At 62.2% G+C, this 23675-nt stretch carries 28 protein-coding genes; 10 read left to right on the forward strand and 18 right to left on the reverse strand.

Features of this window, described 5'->3' with window-relative positions; all coding sequences use genetic code 11:
• Window positions 1-31 precede the first annotated feature (31 nt).
• Window positions 32-901, forward strand: coding sequence for a sigma-70 family RNA polymerase sigma factor (locus AB8B31_RS30575; RefSeq protein ID WP_018246537.1), 870 nt, complete (start codon window positions 32-34; stop codon window positions 899-901).
• Window positions 902-1177: 276 nt separating this feature from the next.
• Window positions 1178-2386, forward strand: a complete 1209-nt coding sequence (locus AB8B31_RS30580; RefSeq protein WP_032980994.1) for an amidohydrolase/deacetylase family metallohydrolase — start codon at window positions 1178-1180, stop codon at window positions 2384-2386.
• Between the two features lie 22 nt (window positions 2387-2408).
• Here AB8B31_RS30580 and AB8B31_RS30585 read toward each other — a convergent pair whose 3' ends face one another.
• The 3 genes from AB8B31_RS30585 to AB8B31_RS30595 all read right to left on the reverse strand — a co-directional run bounded on the left by AB8B31_RS30585 (window position 2409) and on the right by AB8B31_RS30595 (window position 4040).
• The gene (locus AB8B31_RS30585) at window positions 2409-3257 is read right to left on the reverse strand and encodes an IclR family transcriptional regulator (RefSeq protein WP_032980995.1); all 849 of its coding nucleotides are present in this window, start codon (window positions 3255-3257) and stop codon (window positions 2409-2411) included.
• A gap of 112 nt (window positions 3258-3369) precedes the next feature.
• The gene (locus AB8B31_RS30590; RefSeq protein WP_018246540.1) at window positions 3370-3792 is read right to left on the reverse strand and encodes a type II toxin-antitoxin system VapC family toxin; all 423 of its coding nucleotides are present in this window, start codon (window positions 3790-3792) and stop codon (window positions 3370-3372) included.
• Entirely contained in the window at window positions 3792-4040 is a 249-nt protein-coding gene (locus AB8B31_RS30595) for a type II toxin-antitoxin system Phd/YefM family antitoxin (protein ID WP_018246541.1), read from the reverse strand. The genes AB8B31_RS30590 and AB8B31_RS30595 overlap by 1 nt, the downstream gene beginning before the upstream one ends.
• Window positions 4041-4156: 116 nt before the next feature.
• Here AB8B31_RS30595 and AB8B31_RS30600 point away from each other — a divergent pair, with 116 nt between their 5' ends.
• Window positions 4157-5014 carry an SDR family oxidoreductase gene (locus AB8B31_RS30600; protein ID WP_026188778.1) on the forward strand — a complete coding sequence of 286 codons (858 nt, stop codon included), beginning with the start codon at window positions 4157-4159 and terminating at the stop codon, window positions 5012-5014.
• A gap of 81 nt (window positions 5015-5095) precedes the next feature.
• Here the strand turns inward: AB8B31_RS30600 and AB8B31_RS30605 are convergent, their stop codons facing one another.
• Window positions 5096-5311, reverse strand: coding sequence for a hypothetical protein (locus tag AB8B31_RS30605; protein WP_018448558.1), 216 nt, complete (start codon window positions 5309-5311; stop codon window positions 5096-5098).
• A gap of 127 nt (window positions 5312-5438) precedes the next feature.
• Between AB8B31_RS30605 and AB8B31_RS30610 the strand changes: the two genes are divergently transcribed.
• Both AB8B31_RS30610 and AB8B31_RS30615 read left to right on the forward strand, forming a co-directional pair.
• Entirely contained in the window at window positions 5439-6062 is a 624-nt protein-coding gene (locus AB8B31_RS30610) for a TetR/AcrR family transcriptional regulator (protein ID WP_018246544.1), read from the forward strand.
• Window positions 6063-6202: 140 nt separating this feature from the next.
• A complete protein-coding gene (locus AB8B31_RS30615; RefSeq protein ID WP_018246545.1) occupies window positions 6203-6391 on the forward strand; it encodes a hypothetical protein in 189 nt (62 codons plus the stop codon).
• Here AB8B31_RS30615 and AB8B31_RS30620 read toward each other — a convergent pair.
• Both AB8B31_RS30620 and AB8B31_RS30625 read right to left on the reverse strand, forming a co-directional pair.
• Entirely contained in the window at window positions 6388-6822 is a 435-nt protein-coding gene (locus AB8B31_RS30620) for a DUF1810 domain-containing protein (protein ID WP_018246546.1), read from the reverse strand. The genes AB8B31_RS30615 and AB8B31_RS30620 overlap by 4 nt on opposite strands.
• Window positions 6823-6974: 152 nt before the next feature.
• Complete coding sequence (locus tag AB8B31_RS30625) at window positions 6975-7253, reverse strand: hypothetical protein (RefSeq protein ID WP_018246547.1); 279 nt, start codon at window positions 7251-7253, stop codon at window positions 6975-6977.
• Window positions 7254-7528: 275 nt separating this feature from the next.
• On the opposite strand from AB8B31_RS30625, the gene AB8B31_RS30630 reads away from it, so the two are divergent.
• Complete coding sequence (locus tag AB8B31_RS30630; protein WP_018246548.1) at window positions 7529-8899, forward strand: amidase; 1371 nt, start codon at window positions 7529-7531, stop codon at window positions 8897-8899.
• A gap of 66 nt (window positions 8900-8965) precedes the next feature.
• Window positions 8966-9826 (forward strand): sugar phosphate isomerase/epimerase family protein, encoded by an 861-nt coding sequence (locus tag AB8B31_RS30635; protein WP_018246549.1) that lies wholly within the window; start codon window positions 8966-8968, stop codon window positions 9824-9826.
• A gap of 18 nt (window positions 9827-9844) precedes the next feature.
• Here the strand turns inward: AB8B31_RS30635 and betC are convergent, their stop codons facing one another.
• Window positions 9845-11359 (reverse strand): choline-sulfatase, encoded by a 1515-nt coding sequence (gene betC / locus AB8B31_RS30640; RefSeq protein ID WP_439007648.1) that lies wholly within the window; start codon window positions 11357-11359, stop codon window positions 9845-9847.
• A gap of 140 nt (window positions 11360-11499) precedes the next feature.
• Between betC and AB8B31_RS30645 the strand changes: the two genes are divergently transcribed.
• The 3 genes from AB8B31_RS30645 (at window position 11500) to AB8B31_RS30655 (ending at window position 13618) form a co-directional block, all read left to right on the forward strand.
• Window positions 11500-12402, forward strand: coding sequence for a choline sulfate utilization transcriptional regulator (locus tag AB8B31_RS30645; protein WP_018246551.1), 903 nt, complete (start codon window positions 11500-11502; stop codon window positions 12400-12402).
• Window positions 12403-12522: 120 nt separating this feature from the next.
• On the forward strand, window positions 12523-12726 hold the full coding sequence (locus tag AB8B31_RS30650) for a hypothetical protein (protein ID WP_018448564.1): 204 nt from the start codon (window positions 12523-12525) through the stop codon (window positions 12724-12726).
• A gap of 100 nt (window positions 12727-12826) precedes the next feature.
• Window positions 12827-13618, forward strand: coding sequence for an HpcH/HpaI aldolase family protein (locus tag AB8B31_RS30655; protein ID WP_018246553.1), 792 nt, complete (start codon window positions 12827-12829; stop codon window positions 13616-13618).
• A 3-nt stretch (window positions 13619-13621) separates the two neighbouring features.
• Here the strand turns inward: AB8B31_RS30655 and AB8B31_RS30660 are convergent, their stop codons facing one another.
• The 11 genes from AB8B31_RS30660 to thiM form a co-directional block, all read right to left on the reverse strand.
• On the reverse strand, window positions 13622-14302 hold the full coding sequence (locus AB8B31_RS30660) for a spermidine synthase (RefSeq protein WP_018246554.1): 681 nt from the start codon (window positions 14300-14302) through the stop codon (window positions 13622-13624).
• A 69-nt stretch (window positions 14303-14371) separates the two neighbouring features.
• Window positions 14372-15271, reverse strand: a complete 900-nt coding sequence (locus AB8B31_RS30665; RefSeq protein WP_018246555.1) for an ABC transporter ATP-binding protein — start codon at window positions 15269-15271, stop codon at window positions 14372-14374.
• Window positions 15268-16071, reverse strand: a complete 804-nt coding sequence (locus AB8B31_RS30670) for an ABC transporter ATP-binding protein (protein WP_018246556.1) — start codon at window positions 16069-16071, stop codon at window positions 15268-15270. Before AB8B31_RS30670 ends, AB8B31_RS30665 begins: the two co-directional genes overlap by 4 nt.
• Complete coding sequence (locus AB8B31_RS30675; RefSeq protein ID WP_018246557.1) at window positions 16068-16946, reverse strand: ABC transporter permease; 879 nt, start codon at window positions 16944-16946, stop codon at window positions 16068-16070. The genes AB8B31_RS30670 and AB8B31_RS30675 overlap by 4 nt, the downstream gene beginning before the upstream one ends.
• 1 nt (window position 16947) lies before the next feature.
• On the reverse strand, window positions 16948-17925 hold the full coding sequence (locus AB8B31_RS30680) for an ABC transporter permease (protein WP_018246558.1): 978 nt from the start codon (window positions 17923-17925) through the stop codon (window positions 16948-16950).
• Window positions 17926-17983: 58 nt separating this feature from the next.
• Complete coding sequence (locus AB8B31_RS30685; RefSeq protein ID WP_018246559.1) at window positions 17984-19630, reverse strand: ABC transporter substrate-binding protein; 1647 nt, start codon at window positions 19628-19630, stop codon at window positions 17984-17986.
• Window positions 19631-19673: 43 nt separating this feature from the next.
• On the reverse strand, window positions 19674-20696 hold the full coding sequence (locus AB8B31_RS30690) for a glycoside hydrolase family 3 N-terminal domain-containing protein (protein WP_018246560.1): 1023 nt from the start codon (window positions 20694-20696) through the stop codon (window positions 19674-19676).
• Window positions 20697-20719: 23 nt separating this feature from the next.
• On the reverse strand, window positions 20720-21199 hold the full coding sequence (locus AB8B31_RS30695) for a GNAT family N-acetyltransferase (protein WP_018246561.1): 480 nt from the start codon (window positions 21197-21199) through the stop codon (window positions 20720-20722).
• A gap of 217 nt (window positions 21200-21416) precedes the next feature.
• Complete coding sequence (gene thiD, locus AB8B31_RS30700) at window positions 21417-22226, reverse strand: bifunctional hydroxymethylpyrimidine kinase/phosphomethylpyrimidine kinase (RefSeq protein WP_018246562.1); 810 nt, start codon at window positions 22224-22226, stop codon at window positions 21417-21419.
• Complete coding sequence (gene thiE / locus AB8B31_RS30705) at window positions 22223-22858, reverse strand: thiamine phosphate synthase (RefSeq protein WP_018246563.1); 636 nt, start codon at window positions 22856-22858, stop codon at window positions 22223-22225. The genes thiD and thiE overlap by 4 nt, the downstream gene beginning before the upstream one ends.
• The gene (thiM, locus tag AB8B31_RS30710) at window positions 22855-23658 is read right to left on the reverse strand and encodes a hydroxyethylthiazole kinase (RefSeq protein WP_018246564.1); all 804 of its coding nucleotides are present in this window, start codon (window positions 23656-23658) and stop codon (window positions 22855-22857) included. Before thiM ends, thiE begins: the two co-directional genes overlap by 4 nt.
• Window positions 23659-23675: the final 17 nt, after the last annotated feature.

Below are 23675 nucleotides of genomic sequence, written 5' to 3' on the forward strand. Positions count from 1 at the left end.
TTTGACGGAACGCAGCGGAGGAATGTGACAAATGGACGAGAAAAAATGGCTGGCCGATGAGTTCGAGGCGAACAGAGCGCATCTGAGGGCCGCAGCCTATCGCATGCTCGGCTCACGCAGCGAGGCTGATGATGCCGTTCAGGAGGCCTGGCTGCGGCTCAGCCGCACGGATACGACAGGGGTCGGCAATCTCGGCGGCTGGCTGACGACGGTGGTGGCGCGCATCTGCCTCGACATGCTGCGCGCCCGCAAGACCCGGCGCGAGGAACCGCTGGAGGTGCCCGTCCATGGCGGGATCGCCGATCCGACGGACGATCCCGAGCGCGAAGCCGCCTTTGCCGATTCGGTCGGTCTGGCACTGCTCGTCGTGCTGCAGACGCTGGCGCCCGCCGAACGCGTCGCCTTCGTGCTGCACGACATGTTCGACCTGCCCTTCGACGAGATCGCGCCGATCATCGGTCGCTCGTCCGCGGCCGCCCGCCAGCTCGCGAGCCGCGCACGCCGCCGGGTGCGGGGTTTGGACGAGGCACCTGATGTGGATCTCGGCCGCAAGCGGACGATCGCCGAGGCCTTTCTGACGGCGTCGCGCAACGGCGATCTGGAGGCGTTAATCGCGGTGCTTGCCCCTGACGTCGTCTTCCGGCCGGATGCCACGGCGGCCCGCTTCGGCACCATTGGCCAAATGCGCGGCGCAGCTCAGGTGGCTGAAGCCTTCAAGGGTCGGGCGCAGGCGGCAGAAATCGCCATTGTCGACGGCGAACTCGGATTCGTCGTGGAGATCCAGGGCCAGCTCCGCGTGGTGGTGGCGCTGACGATCGCCGATGGCAGGATCGCCGCGATCGACGCCATCGCCGATCCGGATCACCTGGAACGGCTTGACTATTCCATCCTTCGAGATTGAAAACAAACGCGAATTTATCGGATCTTCGAAACGGGCGTGCTTCGGAAGGAGCGCACCGCTTACGTTTCCTCAGTGGTGACGGCCACGTCATTTTTCTTGACAGCGGCGTCCTCAGCTTTATTCTATTATAAAGACTTATATAGCATTATTATGGAATTATGGCAATGCGGTGCCCTGAGGCGCCATCTCTAGCTTCCTCATTACTCTTCCAGAGCAACCCGCAGACGGATGACCGAGGAGCGATCCCGGTCCGAGACTTCGAAAGGAATGCATGTCATGCCCGGCGACCAGGCGAAGAAGCCGCTTCTCCTCACCAATGTCAAACCGATCGCTTTCGGTGCGGGCACATCCGAGGGGGCAATCGACATTCTCGTCAATGCCGGCGGCAGGATCGCCGAGATCGGTTCGTCCCTTTCAGTCTCGCAGGATGTGACGCGCATCGACGGCAAGGGCGCCTTCATTTCGCCCGGCTGGGTCGACCTGCACGTGCATATCTGGCATGGCGGCACTGATATTTCCATCCGTCCGTCCGAATGCGGCGTCGAGCGCGGCGTCACCACGCTGGTCGATGCCGGTTCGGCCGGTGAGGCAAATTTTCATGGCTTCCGCGAATATATCATCGAGCCCTCGCGCGAGCGCATCAAGGCCTTCCTCAATCTCGGCTCGATCGGTCTTGTGGCCTGCAACCGCGTTGCGGAATTGCGGGATATCCGCGATATCGATCTCGACCGCATCCTCGAAGTTTATGCCGAAAACAGCGAGCACATCGTCGGCATCAAGGTGCGCGCCAGCCATGTCATCACCGGATCCTGGGGCGTCACGCCGGTCAAGCTTGGCAAGAAGATCGCCAAGATTTTGAAAGTGCCGATGATGGTGCATGTCGGCGAGCCGCCGGCGCTTTATGACGAAGTGCTCGAGATCCTCGGCCCCGGCGACGTCGTCACCCACTGCTTCAACGGCAAGGCCGGGTCGAGCATCATGGAAGACGAGGACCTCTTCAATCTCGCCGAGCGCTGCGCCTCCGAGGGCATCCGTCTCGACATCGGCCATGGCGGCGCCTCCTTCTCCTTCAAGGTCGCCGAGGCGGCGATTGCGCGCGGGCTTCTGCCGTTCTCGATCTCGACCGACCTGCACGGCCATTCGATGAACTTCCCGGTCTGGGACCTGGCGACGACGATGTCGAAGCTGCTCAGCGTCGGCATGCCTTTCGACAAGGTGGTGGAAGCCGTCACCCATGCGCCGGCATCCGTCATCAAGCTGTCGATGGAGAACCGGCTTTCGGTCGGCTCGCAAGCGGAATTCACCGTTTTCGATCTGGTCGATTCCGATCTCGAGGCGACGGATTCCAACGGCGACGTCTCGGTCCTCACCAAGCTGTTCGAGCCGCGCTATGCCGTGATGGGCGCCGATGCCTTTGCCGCCAGCCGCTATGTGCCGCGGGCGCGCAAGCTGGTGCGCCACAGCCACGGCTATTCCTACAGGTAGGATCCGCTGAAAAGCGCAATGCTCAGCGGTTGCGCCAGCCCATCAGCTTTTCGATCCGTTCCGCTGAACTACGCACATGGGCCGTATAGTGGTTCTCGTCGGAAAAGGCCTTCTGTTCCGGCAGCACGATGGAAATGGTGGCGACGCACTGGCCATCGCGATCGCAGATCGGCGAGGCGATGCAGGCAACCGCATAATCGGATTCCCCCGCCTGGATCGACAAGCGCGACTCGAAGGCTTTGCCGGCGGCTTCCGACAGCGTACCCGGATCGATCTCGGCGCGGCCGGTCGGTGAAGAGCGGGCGCAGCGCTTGAACAGTTCGATGCGCTCCTGCTCGGGCAGGTGGCCGACGAGCAGGCGGCCGGAGGCCGTCCAGTTGAGCGGCACCCGGGTGCCAACGCGGGACGCGACCTGGAAGTGGCTCGGGCCGTCGGCCATGGCGAGCACCAGCATATAGTCGCCGTCGCGACCGCAGACCTGCACGGTTTCGCCGGCCTGGCGGCAGAGATCGTGCATTTCGTGGGTGGCGATGCTCATGAAATCCAATGACCGTGCGTAGGCAAGGCCGTAGTGGTAGAGCCGCGCGCCGAGCCAGATCGAGCCGTCCGTCTGCCGCGTCAGCATGTTCTTCTCGACGAGATCGTCGACGATGACGTAAACGGTCGAAAGCGGCGCCTTCACAGCCTTGGCGATCGCATAGACGCCGGCGGGCGATCCGGTCTCATAAAGATGATCGATCACCTGAAGCGCCCGGTCGATGCCGCTGACACGCGCGCGGCGTGCCCCCTTGCCATGGGCCTCGCTGGCAACGCCCTCATCTTCGGAGTAAACTGCGGATGATGTTTTTCCGTCCAATTCCACGCACCTCATGAAAACTGCGATCATGTTACATTACTATGGCATAGCGGTCGCTATGGCAAATCGCAACATTTTGCAGGTTGATCGTATGGGAGGCTGAGTGATACCCACGATATCGTCCACTTCATAACAGCCGATAATGCGCACCTACGATGCTGCAAGCTTTTGCCAGCCCCTTGTCCAGCGAGACGAGCGTGGCGTCGTTGCCGATCGCGACAGCGAGATGCAGAGCATCACCGGCGCGAAGACCGATATTAAATTGATCGGTCATTCGTGCCGCTTCGATGAAGTGCGACCGCGATATGGGCAGGAGCTCGAAGGACGTCGAACATAGCTCCTTGAACAGCGCCAAAGCCTTGCTGCGATCGTCCGGATCGAGTTGTCCGTTTCTCGCCTTAAGCGCGATGGCGCTCGAAAATTCGGTGATCGTCCAGCCGCTGACCGCGATCTCCTCGAATTGACGCGCTGCCAGCCATTGCTGCACGTCGTCCGTGCGGGTTTCGATCGTCCAGGCGGCGACGAGGACTGATGTGTCGATATAAAGCATCAGTAGCGATCATTGTCGCGCATGTCGCGGATGAAGGTCGCGGAATCGACCGGCTTGGCCGGCGGCTTCATCGAGGCGGTCAATGCCTTCAGCCGCGCGACATCGACCGGTTTTTTGCGCGTCTTGACGGGCACGAGTTGCGCCACCGGCTTGCCATGGCGCAAAATCTCGACGGTTTCGCCAGCTTCGACGCGATTGAGCAATTCGCTGAGATGGGCCTTGGCTTCCGCTAAATTAACACTCGCCATGACACCCTCTTGATGACCAATTTTCTAGTCATTTTAGTCCGAAAGCAAAACTGCCGCAAGACCGCTGGAACAACAAGTCTTAGCCTGAGTTTGCCCCCTGAACGCAGGAGGTCATGATGCCAAATTACCCGACACCCCCTTTTCCATCCCAGAAACAGCCGATGCCTGGTTTTACCACGCAGATGGACCCTATTCCCGATCACGGCGAGGAGAGTTATCGCGGCGCCGACAGGTTGAAAGGCAAGCGGGCGATCATCACCGGCGGCGATAGCGGCATCGGCCGCGCGGTGGCAATCGCTTACGCCAGGGAAGGTGCCGATCTGGTGATCTCCTATCTCGACGAGGATGAGGATGCCGATGAGACAAAACGGCTCGTCGAGCAGGCCGGACGCAAGGCTATCCTCGTCAGCGGCGACATCCAGGATCCGGCCCACTGCCGGCAGATCGTCGAGACGGCGGTCAAGGAACTTGGCGGTATCGACATTCTGGTCAACAACGCCGCGCATCAGGCAAGCTTCAAGAGCATTGACGAGATCAGCGACGAGGAATGGGAGCTGACCTTCAAGGTCAACATCCATTCGATGTTCTACCTGACCAAGGCAGCCGTCGCCCATATGAAACCCGGCAGCGCCATCATCAACACGGCCTCGATCAATTCGGACAGTCCAAACCCGACGCTGCTTGCCTATGCGACGACCAAGGGCGCGATCCAGAATTTCACCGCCGGCCTTGCCCAACTTCTGGCCGATAAAGGCATTCGCGCCAATGCGGTGGCGCCGGGGCCGATCTGGACGCCGCTCATCCCTTCGACACTGCCCGAAGAAAGCGTCAGCAATTTCGGCAAGCAGGTGCCGATGAAACGGCCCGGCCAGCCGGCCGAGCTGGCGACGGCTTATGTGATGCTGGCCGATCCCTTATCGAGCTACGTCTCCGGCACGACAATCGCGGTCACCGGCGGCAAGCCGATCCTCTAAAGCGGCAAGGGCCGCCGTCGGGTTATGACGGCAGCCCTTGACGGGGGCAGGGAGAGATCCCCAAGCTATTCAGGCGGCTTGTCAGCCGAAGCAGGGCATGGCCGGCAGATTGGCGCGGTTTGCGAGTGCTCCGATCATATTGCCCACCGAAGTCGAGCGCGGTTCGCGCTTGCGGGCGGCCGTCTCCAGGAGTTGCTTGAAATCTTCAAGCTTCACGCCGTCGGCGCGCAACACCATGGCAATCAGGGGGTCGCGAAGGGCTTCGGATATCGTCAGGTCATCTCTGGTCTTTGTCATGGTTGTCCTCCTTTCGTGGGCGGTCGCCCGTGTTCCACTTTCCGCTGCCATGCCCTCGGCATTGACTTTCGCGTTAGGTGGTGTTACCGGTAAGTAACAATGCATTTGTTACCGATCGGTCACATTGATGTCAAGGACTACGTCCGCAAAAAAATCAGAAACTTCGAATGAAATCTCCGCAGCCGTTCCAGAAGATCGCATCCCGCCGCGGGAGCGTATCGTCTCGACCGCCTCGGAGCTTTTCCGCGAGCGCGGCATCCGCGGCATCGGCGTCGACGCCATTGCCGACGCGGCTCTGACCAACAAGATGACGCTCTATCGGCATTTCGGCTCTAAGGACGAACTCGTCTGCGAAACGCTGCGCCGCGCCTCCGAAAAGGCGGGTACCATCTGGCGCGATCTGGATGCGGCCTATCCCGGCAATCCGCGCGCCCAGCTGGACGCCTGGGTGGAACTGCGGGCGCAGTGTCTGAACGGCGAGCCCGCCGGCTGCGATCTCGCCAATGCCGCCATCGAGCTGAAGGGCGAGGGCCATCCCGCCCACGAAATGATCGAGCGGCACAAGGCCGAACAGCGTGATCGCTTGGCCGCGCTCTGTTCGGCGGCCGGCGCGCGCGAACCCCAGCTTCTTGCCGATACGTTGACGCTGCTGCTCGAGGGTGCCCGCGTCAGCCGCCAGGCCATGGGCGCTGCCGGCTGCTGCGGTCATTTCGCCAAGGCCTGCCACGCGGCGATCGCTTCTTTCGCCTGACCGCCCTCTCTACAGCGCCGCGCGTCTTTTCAGACGCGCAAAGGACGCAGTAGCACTTTCAATCGCTGAATTATCAGCGGGGGGAACCTTACCGCTTCCATGCCGTTTTCCCCTCACCGGGGCGATGTGGAGGCAGGGAGATGAACTACGTCTATCTCAAGCGCCTATATGACAAACGCGCCGAGCTTGAAGCCAAGCTGGAGCTTCATGATGCGCGCTATTGCTTCGGCGAGGAAGAGGTCGATGATGGCACCGACATCGATCTACGTCAGCGGTTGAGCGAGATCTCCGAGGAGATTGCTACGCTGGAGAGCAGGCCGGGCCGTTAATCCGCGCCAAGGATCTCTATCGTCCGCTCGTCGAATTTTCCCTGATAGAAATGCTCGATCGCCCGGTGGAAGGGCGAACCATGGTCGCTGATCGCGGCAAACAAGGTCATCGACGAGCGTAGCTTGAGGTCGTCGGGTGAGCCCAGAATTTCATGCGCCGAGCGGCCGCCGACGGACAGAATCGCCTCGACACAGCGCAGCAGCCGGCTTGAGAGAATGGGATCGGCGAGATAGGCGCCGGCTTCCTCGGCCGAGCGGATCGCATATTTTTCGGCCATCGCCGACGTGCCGAGGCCGGCGATTTGCGGGAAGATGAACCACATCCAATGGGAGGTCTTGCGCCCGGCTTTCAGCTCTGAAAGCGCCTGTTCATAGACGCCATTCTGAGCATCGATGAAGCGATCGAGATTATAATCGACATCACCGGCCATGGTTCTTTTCCCTTCCCGCTGTCAATGCAGCCTGGGCTCAAGGTCTCCATGCCCGGCGATCTACAGCGCCGTGCGTCTTTTGAGACGCGCAAAGGACGCTGTAGCACTTTAAATTACCGCATAATTTTAGGAATTATGCGGTGGCTTTCCTGTTAGCAGACCCTCTCAGCGTAGGGGCTGCTGTCGCGGCAATGGCCGTAGGCCGGATGCTGCGGCATGTTATCGCCGGCCGGGGCGGCAATGGCCGATGTCGTCATCGGGTCTGTATTGCCGGAAGAATATGCGGCAAAACCCGCAAAGCTCAAGAGAACCAGCGCTCCGACCACGACAATGCGTTCGAAGGCCGAAAGTTTCTGTGCGCGGACATGTTCCACATAATCGCGCTCGCCTAAACCGGCGGTTTCGTCCTCTTTTACATGAAGGGTCACCATATCCTGGCGACGGCTTAAAGTTTCACAATCTGTCATTTTAATTACTCCTGCAACACATGCGGCGCCGGTCTCTCTAGAGCAAACTCTCACCCTCGTGCCGAACCGCTTCCGCATGCGTGCAGCATGTGTGTCTTCGATCGTGGCAATTGAAGGGGCGATATTCAAACGCAGTGTTCAAAAAATCGTACCAATAAACGCAAAATATCGTGAAGCTCTGGTTCACCGGAATGATCCGGGGTAGTCCAGAGAGGAACATCTTTCTTCTGGATAGTCCCATGAGCAAATCCTTCGGCGCGATGTCGGTCGCGCAACTTTCGGTCCTCATTCAAGGTGGCGCGGCCGACCCGGTCGAGGTGGCCGAGGCGGTTTTCGATTCCATCGCAAACCCTGCCTACAAGGCGGTTTTCACCACTCTGCTCGAAAGCCGGGGGATGGAGGAGGCGCGCGCTTCTTCGCGTCGTCTGCGGGAAGGGCGCTCGCTTGGATTGCTGGACGGCATTCCGATCGCCTGGAAAGATCTTTTCGACATCGAAGACTTGCCGACGACGGCGGGTTCCGTCGTTCTGGCAAAGGACATGCCGGCCAAGCGCGATGCGGCTGTTGTCGCTTTGCTCAAGCAGGCGGGCATGGTCGCTGTCGGGCGCACCAATATGAGCGAATTCGCCTTTTCCGGCCTCGGCATCAATCCGCATTACGGCACGCCCGTAAATCCGCGCGGCACCGATCTCCCACGCATTCCGGGCGGCTCGTCCTCGGGTGCCGGCGTCGTCGTCGCGGCCGGGTTGGTTCCGGTCGCCATGGGCACCGATACCGGCGGCTCGGTGCGTATTCCCGCCGCCTTCAACGGCATCGTCGGCTATAAGGCGACGCGCGGCCGCCACGCGATGGCAGGCGTCTATCCGCTGGCAAAGAGCCTGGATTCGCTGGGACCGCTCTGCCGCAGCGTCAGGGACGCGGTCTGGATCGATGCGGCGATGCGCGGCTTGACGGCGCCTGATGTTGTTGCGCGTCCCCTGCAAGGGCTGGAACTCATCGTGCCCGAAAACGTCGTCTTCGACGGAGCGGAAGCCGGCGTCGCCGCTGCGTTCGAGGCAGCTTTGGCACGTCTTCAAAAGGCCGGCGCCCAAGTCGCCCGCACCGTCATCCCCGCCTTTAACGAGATATTCGATCTGATGACGAGATATGGTCCGCTGGTGACGGCGGAGGCTTTCGCACTTCACCGCGAACGCTTGGCCGGACCGGACGCGGACAGGATGGATCATCGTGTCGTCATGCGTACCCGTCTCGGAAGCAAGACGACGCTGCCGGATTACTTGGCGATCCTCGAGGCGCGCCGCCGCCTGATCGCCGATGTCGAGCGCCTGGTCGGCGACCGGCTGCTCGCCTTTCCCACTGTTGCCCATGTCGCTCCACCGATCGGACCGCTGGAGCAGGATGACGAGCTGTTCTTCGCGACGAACAACAAGACGTTGCGCAACACTGCGCTCGGCAATTTCCTCGACTGGTGCGGCGTTTCCATTCCCTGCGGCACCGGCGAGGCTGGCATGCCGGTCGGCCTGCTGCTTTCGGCCACCGCCCATCGCGATGAAGCGCTGCTGGGGATTGCCCTTGCCGCCGAGCCGGTCATCCGCGACGATTTTGCCTGAATTGGCAATTGAACCGGCCGGATTTAGTTGCCATTGATGGCATGAGGAGATCCCGGAGGAAAGCAAGTGCAGGTTTTGCAAAACGGACGGTTCGCGGTTTCGACATGGTCGCTGCATCGGCTGCTCGGCGCCGTTTATGCCTATAGCCCCGATCCTGACAAAAGTGCTGCGGCGAAAGAACCCTATGGCCCCGGTGCGGCGGCGCTGATCGACGTGCCGGCGGCGCTCTCGGCACGCGGCGTCAACCGGCTGGAGGTCTGTTCCTTCCATCTACCGAGCCTCGATGCCGCCTATATAAGCGAATTGCGTGACGCAATGGCGGCCTCGAACGTGCTGTTCCAGACGCTGCTCGTCGAAGATGGCGACCCGAGCCATCCGGAGACGGCCGAACGCGACGTCAAATGGATGGAGGAGTGGATTGACATCGCCGCAGCCCTCGGGGCGCAGAGGATGCGCGTCATTGCCGGCAAGCAGAAGCCGACGGAAGAAAATCTTGCCCGCGCCGCCCATCATCTCAACTGGCTGGCCGGAAAGGCGGAAGGCAGCGGCGTGCGCATCGTCGTCGAGAACTGGTTCGATCTGCTGCCGTCGCCGGTCGAAATGAACTGGCTGCTGGACCGGCTGGACGACAAGGTCGGCCTCAACGGCGACCTCGGCAACTGGCCGGCGCCGGCCAAATATGAAGGCCTTGCCGACATCATGGGCCGGGCGGAAATCTGCCATGCCAAGGCCGATTACGGCGCTACCGGCCTCGATGCCGACGATTACCGCACGTGCCTGGAGATGTGCGAGAGGGCCGGTTACGCCGGTCCCTTCACGCTGATCTACGACTCGCCCTTCTTCCCGGATGAATGGGATGGCATCCTGCTGCAGAAGGCGTTCATCGAGGATTTCCTGGGCGAGGCGCGGGCGCGCAAGACGGCTTAAATCAGAAGCGATTCTTGCTCATTCCTGGCGAGGGAACCTTTGGTTTTCCTCCAGCACGTTCAGATCCATGTGGTTGCGCATGTAGCGCTCCGAGGCCTTCTGCAGCGGCTGATAGTCCCACGGATAATAGGCTCCATTGCGCAGCGCCGCATAGACCACCCAGCGGCGCGCCTGGCTTTCGCGCACGGCGGCGTCGAAATCAGCAAGGTTCCAGCGCCGACGTGCCTGTTCGATAAGCCGTGCCAGGGTGTCGGCGTGCGCCGGCTTTCCTGCCAGATTGTCGAGCTCCCGGGGATCGGCCTCGAGATCGAACAGCATCGGCGGATCCTTCTCGCAGAGCGAGAGCTTGTATCGTCCGTCCCGGATACAGACGAGCGGCGCTTCGGAACCCTCCGCGGCATATTCCATCGGCACAGGGCTGCGGCTGCCGGTGCCTTCGGCAAGCGCTGCGAGATCCTCGCCCTCGGTCCATGGCTTCAGCGAGGCGATATCGATCCCGGCAAGACCCGCCAGCGTCGGCGTCACGTCGAGGGTGGAGACGGGCTGGTCGATCCGTTTGGGCTTCCAGCCGGGTGCCGCGATCATCAGCGGAACGCGGGCCGATCCTTCGAAGAAGTTCATTTTGAACCAGAGGCCGCGATCGCCGAGCATGTCGCCATGGTCGGACGCGAACAGGATGATCGTGTTTTCGGCCATGCGGGTCCGTTCCAGGACGCCGAGAATGTCGCCGATCTTCTCGTCGACATAGGAGATATTGGCGAAATAGCCGCGCCTTGCCCGCCTGATCTGCTCATCGCTGATGTCGAAAGCATCGTGATCGCAGGCTTTCATCAAACGCTGCGAGTGCGGGTCCTGCTGCTCGAAGGCAATCGGAGCAACCGTAGGGTCAAGTGCCGGGCAATCCTCATAGAGGTCCCAGAATTTGCGGCGCGCGACATAAGGGTCATGCGGATGGGTGAAGCTGACGGTCAGGCACCAGGGGCGCTCGTCGTGTCCGCGCGAGAGATCGAACAGCTTGCGGGCGGCGTGGTAGGCGACCTCGTCGTCATACTCCATCTGGTTGGTGATCTCGGCAATCCCGGCACCGGTGACTGAACCCAGATTGTGATACCACCAGTCTATGCGTTCGCCGGGTTTGCTATAGTCCGGCGTCCAGCCGAAATCGGCCGGGTAGATGTCGGTCGTCAGGCGCTCCTCGAAGCCATGCAACTGGTCGGGGCCGACGAAATGCATCTTGCCGGAAAGCGCCGTCTGGTATCCGGCAGCGCGCAGATGATGCGCATAGGTCGGAATGTCAGAGGCGAATTCCGCCGCATTGTCATAGACGCGCGTTCGGCTCGGCAATTGTCCGGACATGAAGGAGGCCCGCGCCGGTGCGCAGAGCGGGCTTGCCGTATAGGCGTTGGTGAAACGCACGGAACGCTCGGCCAATGATTTCAGATGCGGTGCATGAAGAAAATCGGCCGGGCCATCGGGAAAGAAAGTGCCATTCAACTGATCGACCATCAGGATGAGGATATTCGGACGCGCCATGTGACATTGTCTCCTGGGATCTCAAAGGTCGGGAAAGGTCCTGCTGAGAGGTGCCCCTTGCTATTTGCAGATCTTATCAAAGCCAGTATCATCATGCTTGTAAAGCTGGCTTTTTTCGATCGTTGCCTAAAGGAATTTTTATGTCAGACCGCCGGCCTGAGCTTGGGTGGATGCGCATCTTCGCGGAGGTCGCAAGGCTCGGCAGCTTCTCGGCCGCGGCGGCAGCTCTCGGCCTTACGCAGCCTGCCGTCAGCTATCAGATCCGGCGGCTGGAAGAGCAGTTCGGCGTCAACCTGCTGCGCCGCCAGCATCGCGGCGTGGAACTGACCGGGGAGGGCGAGCGACTTTTCCAGGTCGCCGCCAAGGCGGTCGGTGACATCGATGCCCTGGCGCGCAGCTTCCGCACTGAGGCTCAAAGGCCGGTCGTCAGACTGAGAACCGACTATGCCTTTTCAGCGCTTTGGCTGATTCCGCGCATGCATGGCTTTCGCCAGCTTCACCCGGAAACGGATATACAGATCGTCGCGACCCAGAGGCTTGAGCCTGGCTTTCGTGACGATGGAGATGTGGTGGTGGTTTTCGGCACGCGGGCCGAATTCAGCGCCATCGGATCGCTTCTGCTGCAGGAAAAGGTCGTGCCCGTCTGCACTCGAGGATTTCTCGATCGCAACGGCCCGTTCGATGATCCGCAGCAGGTTGCCAGGGCGATCCTGATCCATCTCGATTCGCCGACGCCATCGCCCTGGTTCGATTGGCGAAGTTATCTTGCCGAATTCTCCGTTACTCGCGATCTCCATGCCGGCCGCGGCGATGTCAGCTTCAACACCTATTCGCTAGTCGTCCAGGCCGCTCTCAGCGAGCAGGGCGTGGCGATCGGCTGGATGGGGCTGGTCGATACGCTTCTCACTAAACATATGCTGGTGGAAGCCGGGCCGCCGCTCGAGGCACGCGACCGCGGTTACTGGCTGATACCGCCGCGATCGGCAAATATTCATAGCGAGAGGCTCAGCACCTGGCTTGTGGATGAAGTCGGCAGGACCTGACATTCAGACCGAGGCCGGCCCGTCATTGCATCCGGAATATGTTCGCGTTCAGGAGAGAAGTCTTGTCATGACCGACGCCGACCGACATTGTGGCATCGATTCATAGGGAAGGGCCGAAGCATGTCGCGAACCGTCGGATACGTCGTTGGACTGCTCATGATCCTCTTGGGACTGATCTGGATCGCGCAGGGAAGCGGTTATTTTCCCTATCCCTCATCCAGCTTCATGATCAACCAAAGCATCTGGGTTCTCTGGGGAAGCATCATGGCTGTCGCGGGGCTCGCCGTGACGGTCATCATTTCACGGCTGCGCCGGAGAGGATGAGCCGGCAACCCGTGCCTGGCTTTGAGGGAATTCGACATCGAAGAGTTCCCCGAGGTGAAATATCTGGCCGCTGGCGGCCTGTCGACTTGAGGAGAATGGCATGAGCGCAGGTGAAATCGACGGCTTTGCGGACCGGATCAGGCAACACCAGGGCGGGATGATCTCCGCCTGGATTGGTATTCCCGACGCCACGCTCGCCAATCACCTGGCGCAGGAGGCCTTCGACACCATCGTGCTGGATATGCAGCACGGCATGTGGGACATGCCCTCGGCAGCGAACGCCGTCGCCCAGGTGCGGCTTGCCGGCAAACCAGCGCTGGCCCGCATACCGGTCGGTGATTTCGCTTCCGCCTCGCGCCTGCTCGATGCCGGAGCCTCCGGCATCATCGCCCCGATGATCAATTCGGCCGAAGACGCGCAAGCCTTTGTCAAGACCACCAAATACCCGCCTCTTGGTGACCGCAGCTGGGGACCGTCGCTGGCGCTGAACCATACCGGCCTGTCGGCCGATGATTATCTGAAAAACGCCAACGCGCTCACCGTCGCCATCGCCATGGTCGAGACCCGGGCAGCACTCGAGGCGATCGACGACATTCTCGGCGTTGCCGGCATCGATGGCATCTTCATCGGTCCCTCCGATCTTTCGATCGCCCTGTCGAACGGCGACCAGGTTGCGCCGAACGCCGCCGAGATCGACAGCGCCATGCAGCATGCGGTTTCGCGCTGCCGCGCCCACGGCAAATTCGCCTGCGCCTTCGCCGGGGACGGCGAGCGGGCCGGCGAGCTGCTGAAATTCGGCTTCGATCTGGTCATTGCCGGTGCCGAGACAGCGCAGCTGCGCTCCGGCGCTCGCCGTGCCATCAATGCCGCCCGGAGGATTGCTTCTGCTTGAACTTCATTTCGCCGGTTTGACGGCCAGCCAGATGACGTGGCGGGCGCCGCCGCGTTTGCCGTTGGCACGTGTGTTGACCGCATCGACGGAAAAACCGCTGTCCTTGAGACGCCGCGTGAAATCGGGGTCCGGACCGGACGACCAGACGGCGAGCACGCCGCCGGCGCGCAACGCCTCGCGGGCGGCGCGAAGGCCGGCGAAATCGTAAAGCCGGTCGTTGGATTTGCGGGTCAGGCCATCAGGGCCGTTGTCGACATCGAGCAGGATCGCATCATAGGCGCCTTTACCGGAACGGATCGCCTCGCCGACATCGCCCTGATGGATGCCGACGCGCGGGTCGTCGAGGCAGCCCTGGAAAACCTCGGCCATCGGTCCGCGTGCCCAGGCGATCACGGCAGGCACCAGTTCGGCGACGGTGACGCCGGCATCTTCGGGAAGGACGGTGAGGGCGGCGCGCAGGGTAAAGCCCATGCCGAGCCCGCCGATCAATATCCTTGGCTTCGGGTGCGGCTTGATTCGTTCCCAGGAAAGCGTCGCCAGCGCTTCTTCCGAGCCGCTGAGACGACTGTTCATCAGCTCGTTGGCGCCGAGCATGATCGAAAATTCGCTGCCGCGCTGCTTCAGCCTGAGTTCGCCGCCTTCACCGGGAATGGTCGCGGAATCGAGCTGGATCCAGGGCAGCATGCGGTTTTGCCTCATATGAAAGAGACCGTCCCCTAGCATAGGGCACGCGAGGAGGCCAGCAAGCCGGCCTCAGATCATCCGCATGAAATGATCCTGCTCGAATTCGACGATGTCGTCCTGCGGCACGGCCGAACGGCGGCGGATGTCCTCCACCTCGTCGGGCCTCAGCCGGGCCTTCGGGTCGTCGAAGCGGACATCCGGATCGGGTACGGCCGAGAGCAGCAGACGGGTATAGGGGTGCAGCGGATTATCGATCACCTTGGCGACGCTGCCCCATTCGACAATCTGGCCGGCATACATCACGGCGATGTCCTCGGCGACGTAACGGGCGGTGGCGATATCATGGGTGATGTAGAGCAGACCGAGATTCATCTCCTGCTTCATCTCGTTCAATAGGTTCAGCACGCCGAGGCGCACCGAGACGTCGAGCATCGAGGTCGGTTCGTCGGCGACGATCACCTCCGGCTTGACGGCCAAGGCGCGAGCGATGTTGACGCGCTGGCGCTGGCCGCCGGAGAGTTCATGCGGATATTTTGGCGCGACGAGATCGGGATCGAGCCTGACGCGCTGCAGCAGTTCGCGGACCGCGACGTCGATCTCGGCCCCCTTGATCTCCGGACGATGCAGCTTCAGTGGCCGCCGGAGATGATGGGCGATGGTGTGGGCAGGGTTCAGCGAGGCGAAGGGGTCCTGGAAGATCATTTGCACCGAGCGGCGGTAACGGGCGATCTCAGCGGATTTCGCCGCCTCGACAGGCCGGCCCTTGTAGAGAATCCGGCCGGATGTTGGCAGATATTCGCGCATCGCCATGCGGGCGCAGGTGGTCTTGCCGCTGCCGGATTCGCCGACGAGCGCCAGCGCCCGCCCGGCATGCAGCGAAAACGAGATGGCGCGTGCCGCATGCACGGCTCCGGAACCATGGCCGAAGGTCTTCGTCACCCGGTCGAGTGCGAGAATGGCGTCTGTCATAGCAGCACTCCTCCGTGCAGTGAGGGGAAGGAGGCCCAGAGCTTTTTCGTGTAGTCATGCTTGGGCGTCCTGTAGATCGCCTCGGCCGTGTTCTGCTCCACCAGCTTGCCGGCGAGCATGATACCGATGCGGTCGCAGAACTGCACCATCAGCCCGAGATCATGGGTGATGAACAGCACGGAAAAGCCGAAGCTGCGACGCAGTTCGTTGATGCGCTGCAGGATTTCGCGCTGGACGACGACGTCGAGCGCCGTCGTCGGCTCATCCATGACGACGAGCTTCGGATCGAGCGCCATGCAGATGGCGATGACGATGCGCTGGCGCATGCCGCCGGAAAACTGGTGCGGATAGTCTCGCATGCGATCCGGCGCGATATCGACGAGCGTCAGCATCTCGGCGGTGCGCTCGCGGGCTTCCGCGCGGCTCATGTTCTTGTGAGTGCGTAGCATGTCGTAGAATTGCGTCTCGATGCGCAGCACCGGGTTCAGCGAGTTCATGGCGCTCTGGAAGACCATGGCGACCTCGCGCCAGCGGAACGCACTGAGCGCCTGCCGGTCGAGGCTGAGCACGTCGCGGCCATCGAGCAGGATGCGGCTTTCCTTGCGGATCAGCGCCGGTGGCTTGTGCAGGCGGCTGATGGCAAAAGCGATGGTGCTCTTGCCGCAGCCGGATTCGCCGGCGAGGCCGAAAACCTCGCCGGGTGCGACATCGAAGCTGACATCCTTGACGGCGCGGAAATCCTTTTCCTCGCCGATATAATCGATGGTGAGATTTCTCACCGAGAGCAGCGGCTGCGTCACAGGCGGCCCTCCCCGGAACGGACGAGCAGGGACCAGCGCTTCAGATGATTGCCGGTGCGCAGCCGTGGATTGGCGATCTCGTCGACGGCGAAGTTCAGCAATGACATGCCGATGCCGAGGAAGGCGAGCGCGAAGCAGGGGGTGAGAATATCCCACCAGGCGCCGACCGAAAGGGCCGAGGCCTTCTGCGCGTTGTAGAGCATGGTGCCCCAGGAGATCGCTCTCGGATCGCCGAGGCCGAGGAATTCCAGCGTCGCTTCGGTGATGATCGCGAAGATGACGCTGCCGATGAAATTGATGCCGACGATAGAAATCACGTTGGGAAAGATCTCGAATGTCATGATGCGCCATTGCGGCTCGCCCATCATCTCGGCCGATTTGACGAAATCCTTCTGCTTGACGGAGAGCGTTTCGGCACGGGTGACGCGTGCGCCCCAGGCCCAGGAGGTGGCGCCGAGGATGAGCGCGATGACGAGGGGACTTGCCTGGCCGATGAAGGCGGCAAGCACCAAGAGCAGCGGCAGGTTCGGAACGACCAGCACCATATTGGTGAAGAAGCTGATGATCTCGTCGGTCTTGCCGCCGCGATAGCCGGAGATGATGCCGAGTGCCGTGCCGACGAGCGTGATTAGCAGGCCGGCGCCGAAGCCGACGGCAAGCGAGGTGCGGGCACCGTAGATCAGCCGGGCAAAGACATCCTGGCCGATGCGCGTGGTGCCGAGGATATGGTCGAGTGACGGCGCCTGGTGCGGTCGTCCGGTGCGGGCGGCCGGGTCGTATTGCGTCAGGAGGGGCGCTGCGATCGCGACGAGGACGATGAAAGCGATGATGACGAGGCCGATCAGCGCCTTGCGGTTTTGAAGCAGGGTCTTCATCTCATGCTCCCTTCAGCCGCGGGTCGAGCAGCACATAGCTGACGTCGACGATAAAATTGGCGATCAGCATGGTCGCGGTCATGATGAGGAGCTGGCCCTGGATGACGGGATAGTCGCGGGCGAGGATCGCCTGATAGAGAATATTGCCGAGGCCGGGATAGTTATAGACGACCTCCGTCACCAGCGAACCGCCGAGGATGGTGCCGATGGCGATGGCAAGGCTGGAGACGGTCGGCAGCAGGGCGTTGCGCGCCGCATACCAGAGCATCACATGCCGGTCGGAAAGGCCCTTGGCGCGGGCCATGACGATATAGTCCTCGCCGAGCAGGTTGATCATGTTGTTGCGCATGGTGACGGTGAAGCCGCCGATCAGCACGGTGCAGAGCGTCACCATCGGCAGGATGCCATGATAGGCGAGGCTGCCGATATATTGCAGGCTGAAGGCCGGATCGAGTGATGGGTCGGCGGCATAACCGTTCGGAAACCAGCCGAGCGTGAAGCCGAAGATGAAGAGCACGATCAGCGAGGTGACGACGGCCGGCACCGAGGTGGCAAAGATCGCGCCGACGGAGACGACGACATCGAACTTGCTGCCGCGACGCCAGGCGGCGACGATGCCGAGGAAGGTGCCGAGCGCGAAGCTCACGATGGTGGCCGTGCCCATCAGCCCCACCGTCCAGATGAGCGCATGGCCGAGCACCGAGGTGACGGGCAGCGGGAAATACTTGATCGAGCGGCCGAGATCGCCGGTGAAGATGCTGCCGAGATAGGTGAGATATTGTTGCCAGAGCGGACCGTCGACGAAGCCGAAGGTGAGCTTCAACGCCTGCAGGCTTTCCGGCGGCAATTCGGTGCCGGCGCTGGAGAACATGATCTGCACCGGATCGCCCGGCATCAGCCGCGGCAGGAAGAAATTGATCGTCGCTGCCGCGATGAAGGCTGCCATGTAGAAGACGAGGCGGCGAAGCAGGAAAGCCATGGGGACTCCGTCGTGACGGAAGCGGCATTTCCTACGCCGCTTCCGGAGATCGTGATGCTTACTTGACCGGCTCGAGAGCGAGCAGATTCAGCAGGCGTGCCGGATTGGTCCGCGAGATCGACGGATTGACGAAGGGGTTTTCCTTGGTCGACCAGCCGGTGAAGCGCTTGGTGTTGTACTGATACCAGTTCGGATTGTTGAACACCGGAATCATCGGCATGTTTTCGGCGACGATGCGTTGCGCCTTGTTCATCGCGTCCTTCTGCTTGGCAAGATCGGCGGTCTGGGTGAACTCGGTGACGAGTTTCTCGACCTCCGGGTTGAACCAGCGCTGCGCGGTGAAGCGGGTCTTGCCCTTGTCCGAAGCGCTGAAGGCGCGCTTGTAGGGGTAATAGGGCGAGGCCGATGCCGGCAGGCTGTTGATCGCCGCATCGAAGGTGCCGTTGATGAGGTTGCCGGTCCAGACGGCTTCCTCCGGCGTTTCGATCTTGGCGTCGATGCCGACCGCCTGCATGCCTTCGACGGCGAGGTTGACGGTATCGATCCAGTCGGTCCAGGCGCTGGGGACGATGATCGAGAAGGAGATCTTGGTACCGTCGGGATTGTCGCGGAAACCGTCGCCGTCCTTGTCCTTGTAGCCCGCCTCGTCGAGCAGGGCCTTGGCGGCGTCGGCATTATAGGTTGCGAACTTGCCGAAGTCGGCCTTGACGGATGGGTCCGCCCAGCTCTTGTAGAGCTCGCCCATCAGGCCGGGGTCTTCGTTCAGCGTCGGATAGCCGTAGCCGGCGACGTCGATCATCGTCTTGCGGTCGAGCGCCATCGAGACGGCGCGGCGGAACTTCAGGTCGTTGAAGGCCTTCTTGTTGTTCTCGTTCGCCGTTTCCAAGTTGAACAGGAAGGCGACCATGCTGCTTGGCGAATACCAGTAGTGGAAATGCGCCGGATCTTTGGACACGTAGACATTGTCGATATCGGGAATGAAGGAGACACCCCAGTCGAGCGTGCCGTCGGCCGTTGCGGTCAGCATCTGGTTGTTGTCGGCAAGCTGCGGGAAGCGCATGCAATCGACCTTCAGATGCTCGTTATCCCAATAGTTCGGGTTGCGGCACTGGTCGTAGGTCTGGCCGGTGAAACGCGGCACTTCCGTCAGCGGGCCGCTGCCAACAGGGGTCTCGTTGGCGAAGGTGACCGGATCGGCGACATCCTTCCAGACATGTTCCGGAACGATCGGCAGCTGCGAGATCTGCTCGGCGGCAAGCGAGCTCGGGTTGGCGAGCGTGAAGCGCACCGTCTGGGCGTCGACCGCCTTGATATCGGTGATGAAGGTCCAGATGCTGACGAAGTCGAGCGCCGGAAACTTCTTCAGGTAATCATAGGTGAACTTGACGTCGGCTGCGGTCAACGGCTTGCCGTCCGACCATTTCAGGTTCGGGCGCAGCTTGAAATCGATGCTCTTCAGGTCGTCGGAGAGTTTGAAGCTTTCGGCCAGGCGATAGACCGGCTTGTTGCTGTCGAAGCGGTTGAAGATGACCAACGGCTCGTAGATGAAGTCGAGCGTGGACTGGCGCGACGAGGTCTGGTTGAACGGATTGAAGTTGCGAACCCAGGTCGTCGCCGGCTCGATATTCGCCGTCAGGATCGTCTGCGCCACGGCAGATCCCGAAAGCAGCGTCAGGGCGGCGGCGGCGAGAAGATATTTTTTCATGTGTTATTCCCCTTTTCTTATGTGGTGAGAGATGACGTGCCGGTCAGGAGACCAGCGCGCTTGCAAACATGTCTTCGACGTCTGCGTGGGCGGCGCGGACATCGACCTTGAGATTGCCGAGGCGGGCCTTGCCGGCGGCGATCCGCTGCAGGGCGGCTTCCGTCAGCGGACGGGCGGCTTTGGCGGCGGCTTCGCTTTCCGGAATGTCGCCATGGCTGTGGAGCGCAATGTCGAAGCCTGCGTCGAGCACCTGCTTGACGCGTTCCGGCAAGGTACCGGAGAGCGACTCCATGAAGATGCAGTCTGATATCAGCACGCCCTCATAGTCCATCTCCTTGCGGATCACGTCGTGCATAACAGGCGAGACGGACGCCGGCAGCTCGGCGTCATAGGCCGAATAGACGACATGGGCGACCATGGCCCAGGGCGTATCCTTCAGCGCCACGAAGGGCTTGAAATCGGTCGCGGTGAGCGTCTCGCGGCTGGCGTCGACCACCGGACGCTCCTTGTGGGAGTCGAGCGTCGCGCGGCCATGGCCGGGAATATGCTTGATGACGGGCATGTTGCCGGTCTCGAGCAGGCCATCGACCACCTCGCGGCCGAGGGCAGCGATGAAATCGGGATCTGGGCCGAAGGAGCGGGCGCCGATGACCGCACTCGTCGTCTCGAAGACGAGGTCGAGAACGGGCGAGCAGCCGCTGGAAAGGCCGAGTTCCGTCATCATCGCGCCCATGGCCTGGGAGGAAAGGCGCAGTGCTTTTTTGCCGAGATCGAAATCGCGGCGCGCAAGTTCGGCAAACTGGCCGAAACTGCGGAAGAGCGGCCAGGGGCCGGCATCGAGATGCTGAACGCGGCCGCCTTCCTGGTCGGTGAAGACGGGCGCGTCGTCGCGGCCGACGGCCTCGCGGAAGCGGTCGATCAGCCGCTTCGTCTGTTCCGGCTCGCGCTGATTGCGCCGGCCGACGAACAGGCCGAGCGGATTGGTTTCGCGAAAGAGGGCGAATTCATCATCGGAAATAGTGGGATTCGGGAGGCCGACGAAAAGGGCGAGCGGGGTCGAGGACAATTCTGTAACTCCGGATCAGATGGTCATTTCGGCGTGCTTCTCAGCATGCCTTCGTAGATGCCCTTGTCGGGGGCGGGGATGACGATTGCGCCTGCCGTCTTGGCGTAGAAATCGACCGGGCCGGCATCGCCGATGAAGGCATAGGCGTGACCGAGCGTCTTCATGGCCTGAAGGCAGGCGGAAAAGAGGGCGAGCCCGATGCCCCTGCCACGCGCTTCGGGGTCGACGCCGGTCGGGCCGAAGAAGCCGCGCGCCGTCGTGTCATAGCAGGCAAAGCCCAGCAGCTTGCCGCCGTCGACGGCGATCAGGCAGGCAACGGGCTGACGGGAGAATGAGACTGTGACTTCGCTTGCCCAGTTCTCGCTGAACTGTTCGCGAACCCAGCTGACGATAAGATGCAGTTCCGGGGGGAGGGCCGGGCGGATGGAGACGCCGACATCGCCGGCCTTCTGTCTCAGGTCGGCGAGCTCAGTGGAATACAGGCTCACAAGCAGGTCTGGCACCTGTCACTCCTCCAGTTATTCCGTTATTGCGGAATGTATCCCCTTTTAGTGTCATAGATTTGGCCATCTGGCAGGGCTTGTCAACAAGGTTTTTCAACGAGAGAAAGGGACGCCCCGCCGCGGTCGCTGCGGTTTCAACGCAAAGTAGGTGCCGAACGAAAAAAGGCCCGGGAGGCCGGGCCGTTTTCGATTGGCGGCATGTTCGCTGAGCGAGTGCTTATATATCGTCTTTCCAGAGCGCATGAAAATGCTGCACCGGACCGTGGCCGGAGCCGACGGTGAGGTGTCCGGCAGCCGCGACCGCGCCGGCAAGGTATTCCTTCGCGATGGCGACCGCCTCCCGCGCCGAGGCGCCCTTGGCGAGCTCGGCCGCCAGGGCGCTGGAGAGCGTGCAGCCGGTGCCGTGGGTGTTCTTGGTCGGCACGCGCCTGGCTTCGAACCAGTGCAGGCCGGCGGCGGTGGCAAGCACGTCAGGGCTCTCGTCGCTGTCGAGATGGCCGCCCTTGACCAGCACTGCGGCCGGGCCAAGCGCGCGCAGGCGTTCGGCCTGCGCCGCCATGTCAGCGCGATTTGTCGCGACCGGCTGGTGCAGCAGCGCGGCGGCTTCGGGCAGGTTCGGGGTCAGCAGCGTGGCAAGCGGCAGCAGCCGATGGGTCAGCACGTCGACCGCTTCAGGCGCGAGCAGGGCGGCTCCACCCTTGGCGATCATGACAGGATCGATGACGATCGGAATGTCGCGGTGGTCAGTCAGCGCACCGGCAACGGCGTCGGCGATGCCGGCATTGGCGATCATGCCGATCTTGACGGCATCGACGCGGACATCGGCAAAGACGGCATTGATCTGGTCGGCGACGAATTGCGGCGGCACCAGATGCACACCGCTGACACCTTGCGTGTTCTGCGCCGTCAACGCGGTCAGCACCGCCATGCCGTAGACGCCGCGGGCGGAAAAGGCCTTGAGATCGGCCTGGATGCCGGCGCCACCGGAGGGATCGGAGCCGGCGATCGAGAGAACGTTGCGGATCATGCACGGGCCTTTCGGATTTCTGCGGCGATGCGGCGCGTGGCAGCTTCAGGGTCTGGCGTGCCGCAGATGGCGGAAACGACGGCAAGCCCTTTCGCGCCCGCGGCGAAGACTTGGGCGACATGATCCGCCTTGAGCCCGCCGATCGCGACCGATGGCACCGGCGAGGCCTTCACCAGCTTGGCAAGACCGTCAAAACCGATCGGCTGCTTGTGGTCGGCCTTGGTCGGTGTCGCAAACACCGGTCCGACGCCGGTATAATCGACCAGACCAGGATCAACGGCGGCGGCGAGCGGCGCGGTCTCGACCGAGAGGCCAAGGATCATGTCGGGGCCGATCATCGTCCGCGCTTTGTGTGCATCCATGTCTTCCTGGCCGATATGCAGACCGTCGGCGCCGATGGCGATTGCCGCCTCGACATCGTCGTTGACGATGAGCAGGGCGCCGGTCCCCTCCAATGCCTGTTTCAAGGCGCGGCCGGTCTCGATCATCCCGATGGTGGCGGCATGTTTGTCACGCAGTTGCACCATGGTCGCGCCGCCGGCAACGGCAAGTCGCGCCGTTTCGACCATGCCGATCCCGGCGCACAGATCGGGGTCGAGGACGAGATAGAGCGAAAGGTCGAAAGCTTTCATGCCGCCGATATCCTCGCCCTGGCGTCAAGCGTTTCGGGGTCGAGCGCAGCTAACGCATCGAGGAAACGCCATGAGAATGAACCGGGGCCGGCCGCCCCAAGTGCGGCCTCTTCGCCGGCGATGGCGAAGGTTGCTAGTGTCGCAACCGTCGCGCCGAAGATGTCTTCGGGTGCCGTCGCGGCAAAGGCGCCGACGAGGCAGGTGAGCGAGCAACCGAGCGCGGTGACTTGCGGCATCAGCGCCGATCCGCCTTCGATGCGCACGGCCTTCTCGCCGTCGGTGACGAAATCCACCGCACCGGTGACGGCGACGACCGCCCGCTGACGCTCAGCCAGCCATCGCGCAGAACCTTCCGCCTGTTCGACCGGGTCGCGGCTGTCGACGCCCTGGCCGCGGCTCTCTCCGCCAGCCAGGGCGATGATTTCGGAGGCGTTGCCGCGGATGATGGTCGGACGCAGCGCCAGGAGGTCGGCGACCGCGTTGCGGCGGAAAGCCGTCGCATAATGCGCGACCGGATCGAGCACCCAGGGCTTGCCGGCTGATGTCGCGGCCTTCGCCGCCGCCTGCATGCCGTCGATCCATTGCGTCGACAGCGTGCCGATATTGATTGTCAGCGCGCTGGCGATCCCGGCGAATTCGCCGGCTTCCTCAGCGGCGTGCACCATGGCGGGCGAGGCGCCGGATGCAAGCAGAACATTTGCGGCAATGTTCATGGCGACGTAATTGGTGATGCACTGAACGAGCGGCGGCTTTTCCCGCATCGCCTTCAGCATCGCTCCTGGTGTGGTCCTGGTCTGCATATGGCCCCTTTCAGGCG

This window comes from Rhizobium sp. 62_C5_N11_2 (assembly GCF_051811185.1).
Lineage (GTDB): Bacteria > Pseudomonadota > Alphaproteobacteria > Rhizobiales > Rhizobiaceae > Rhizobium > Rhizobium leguminosarum.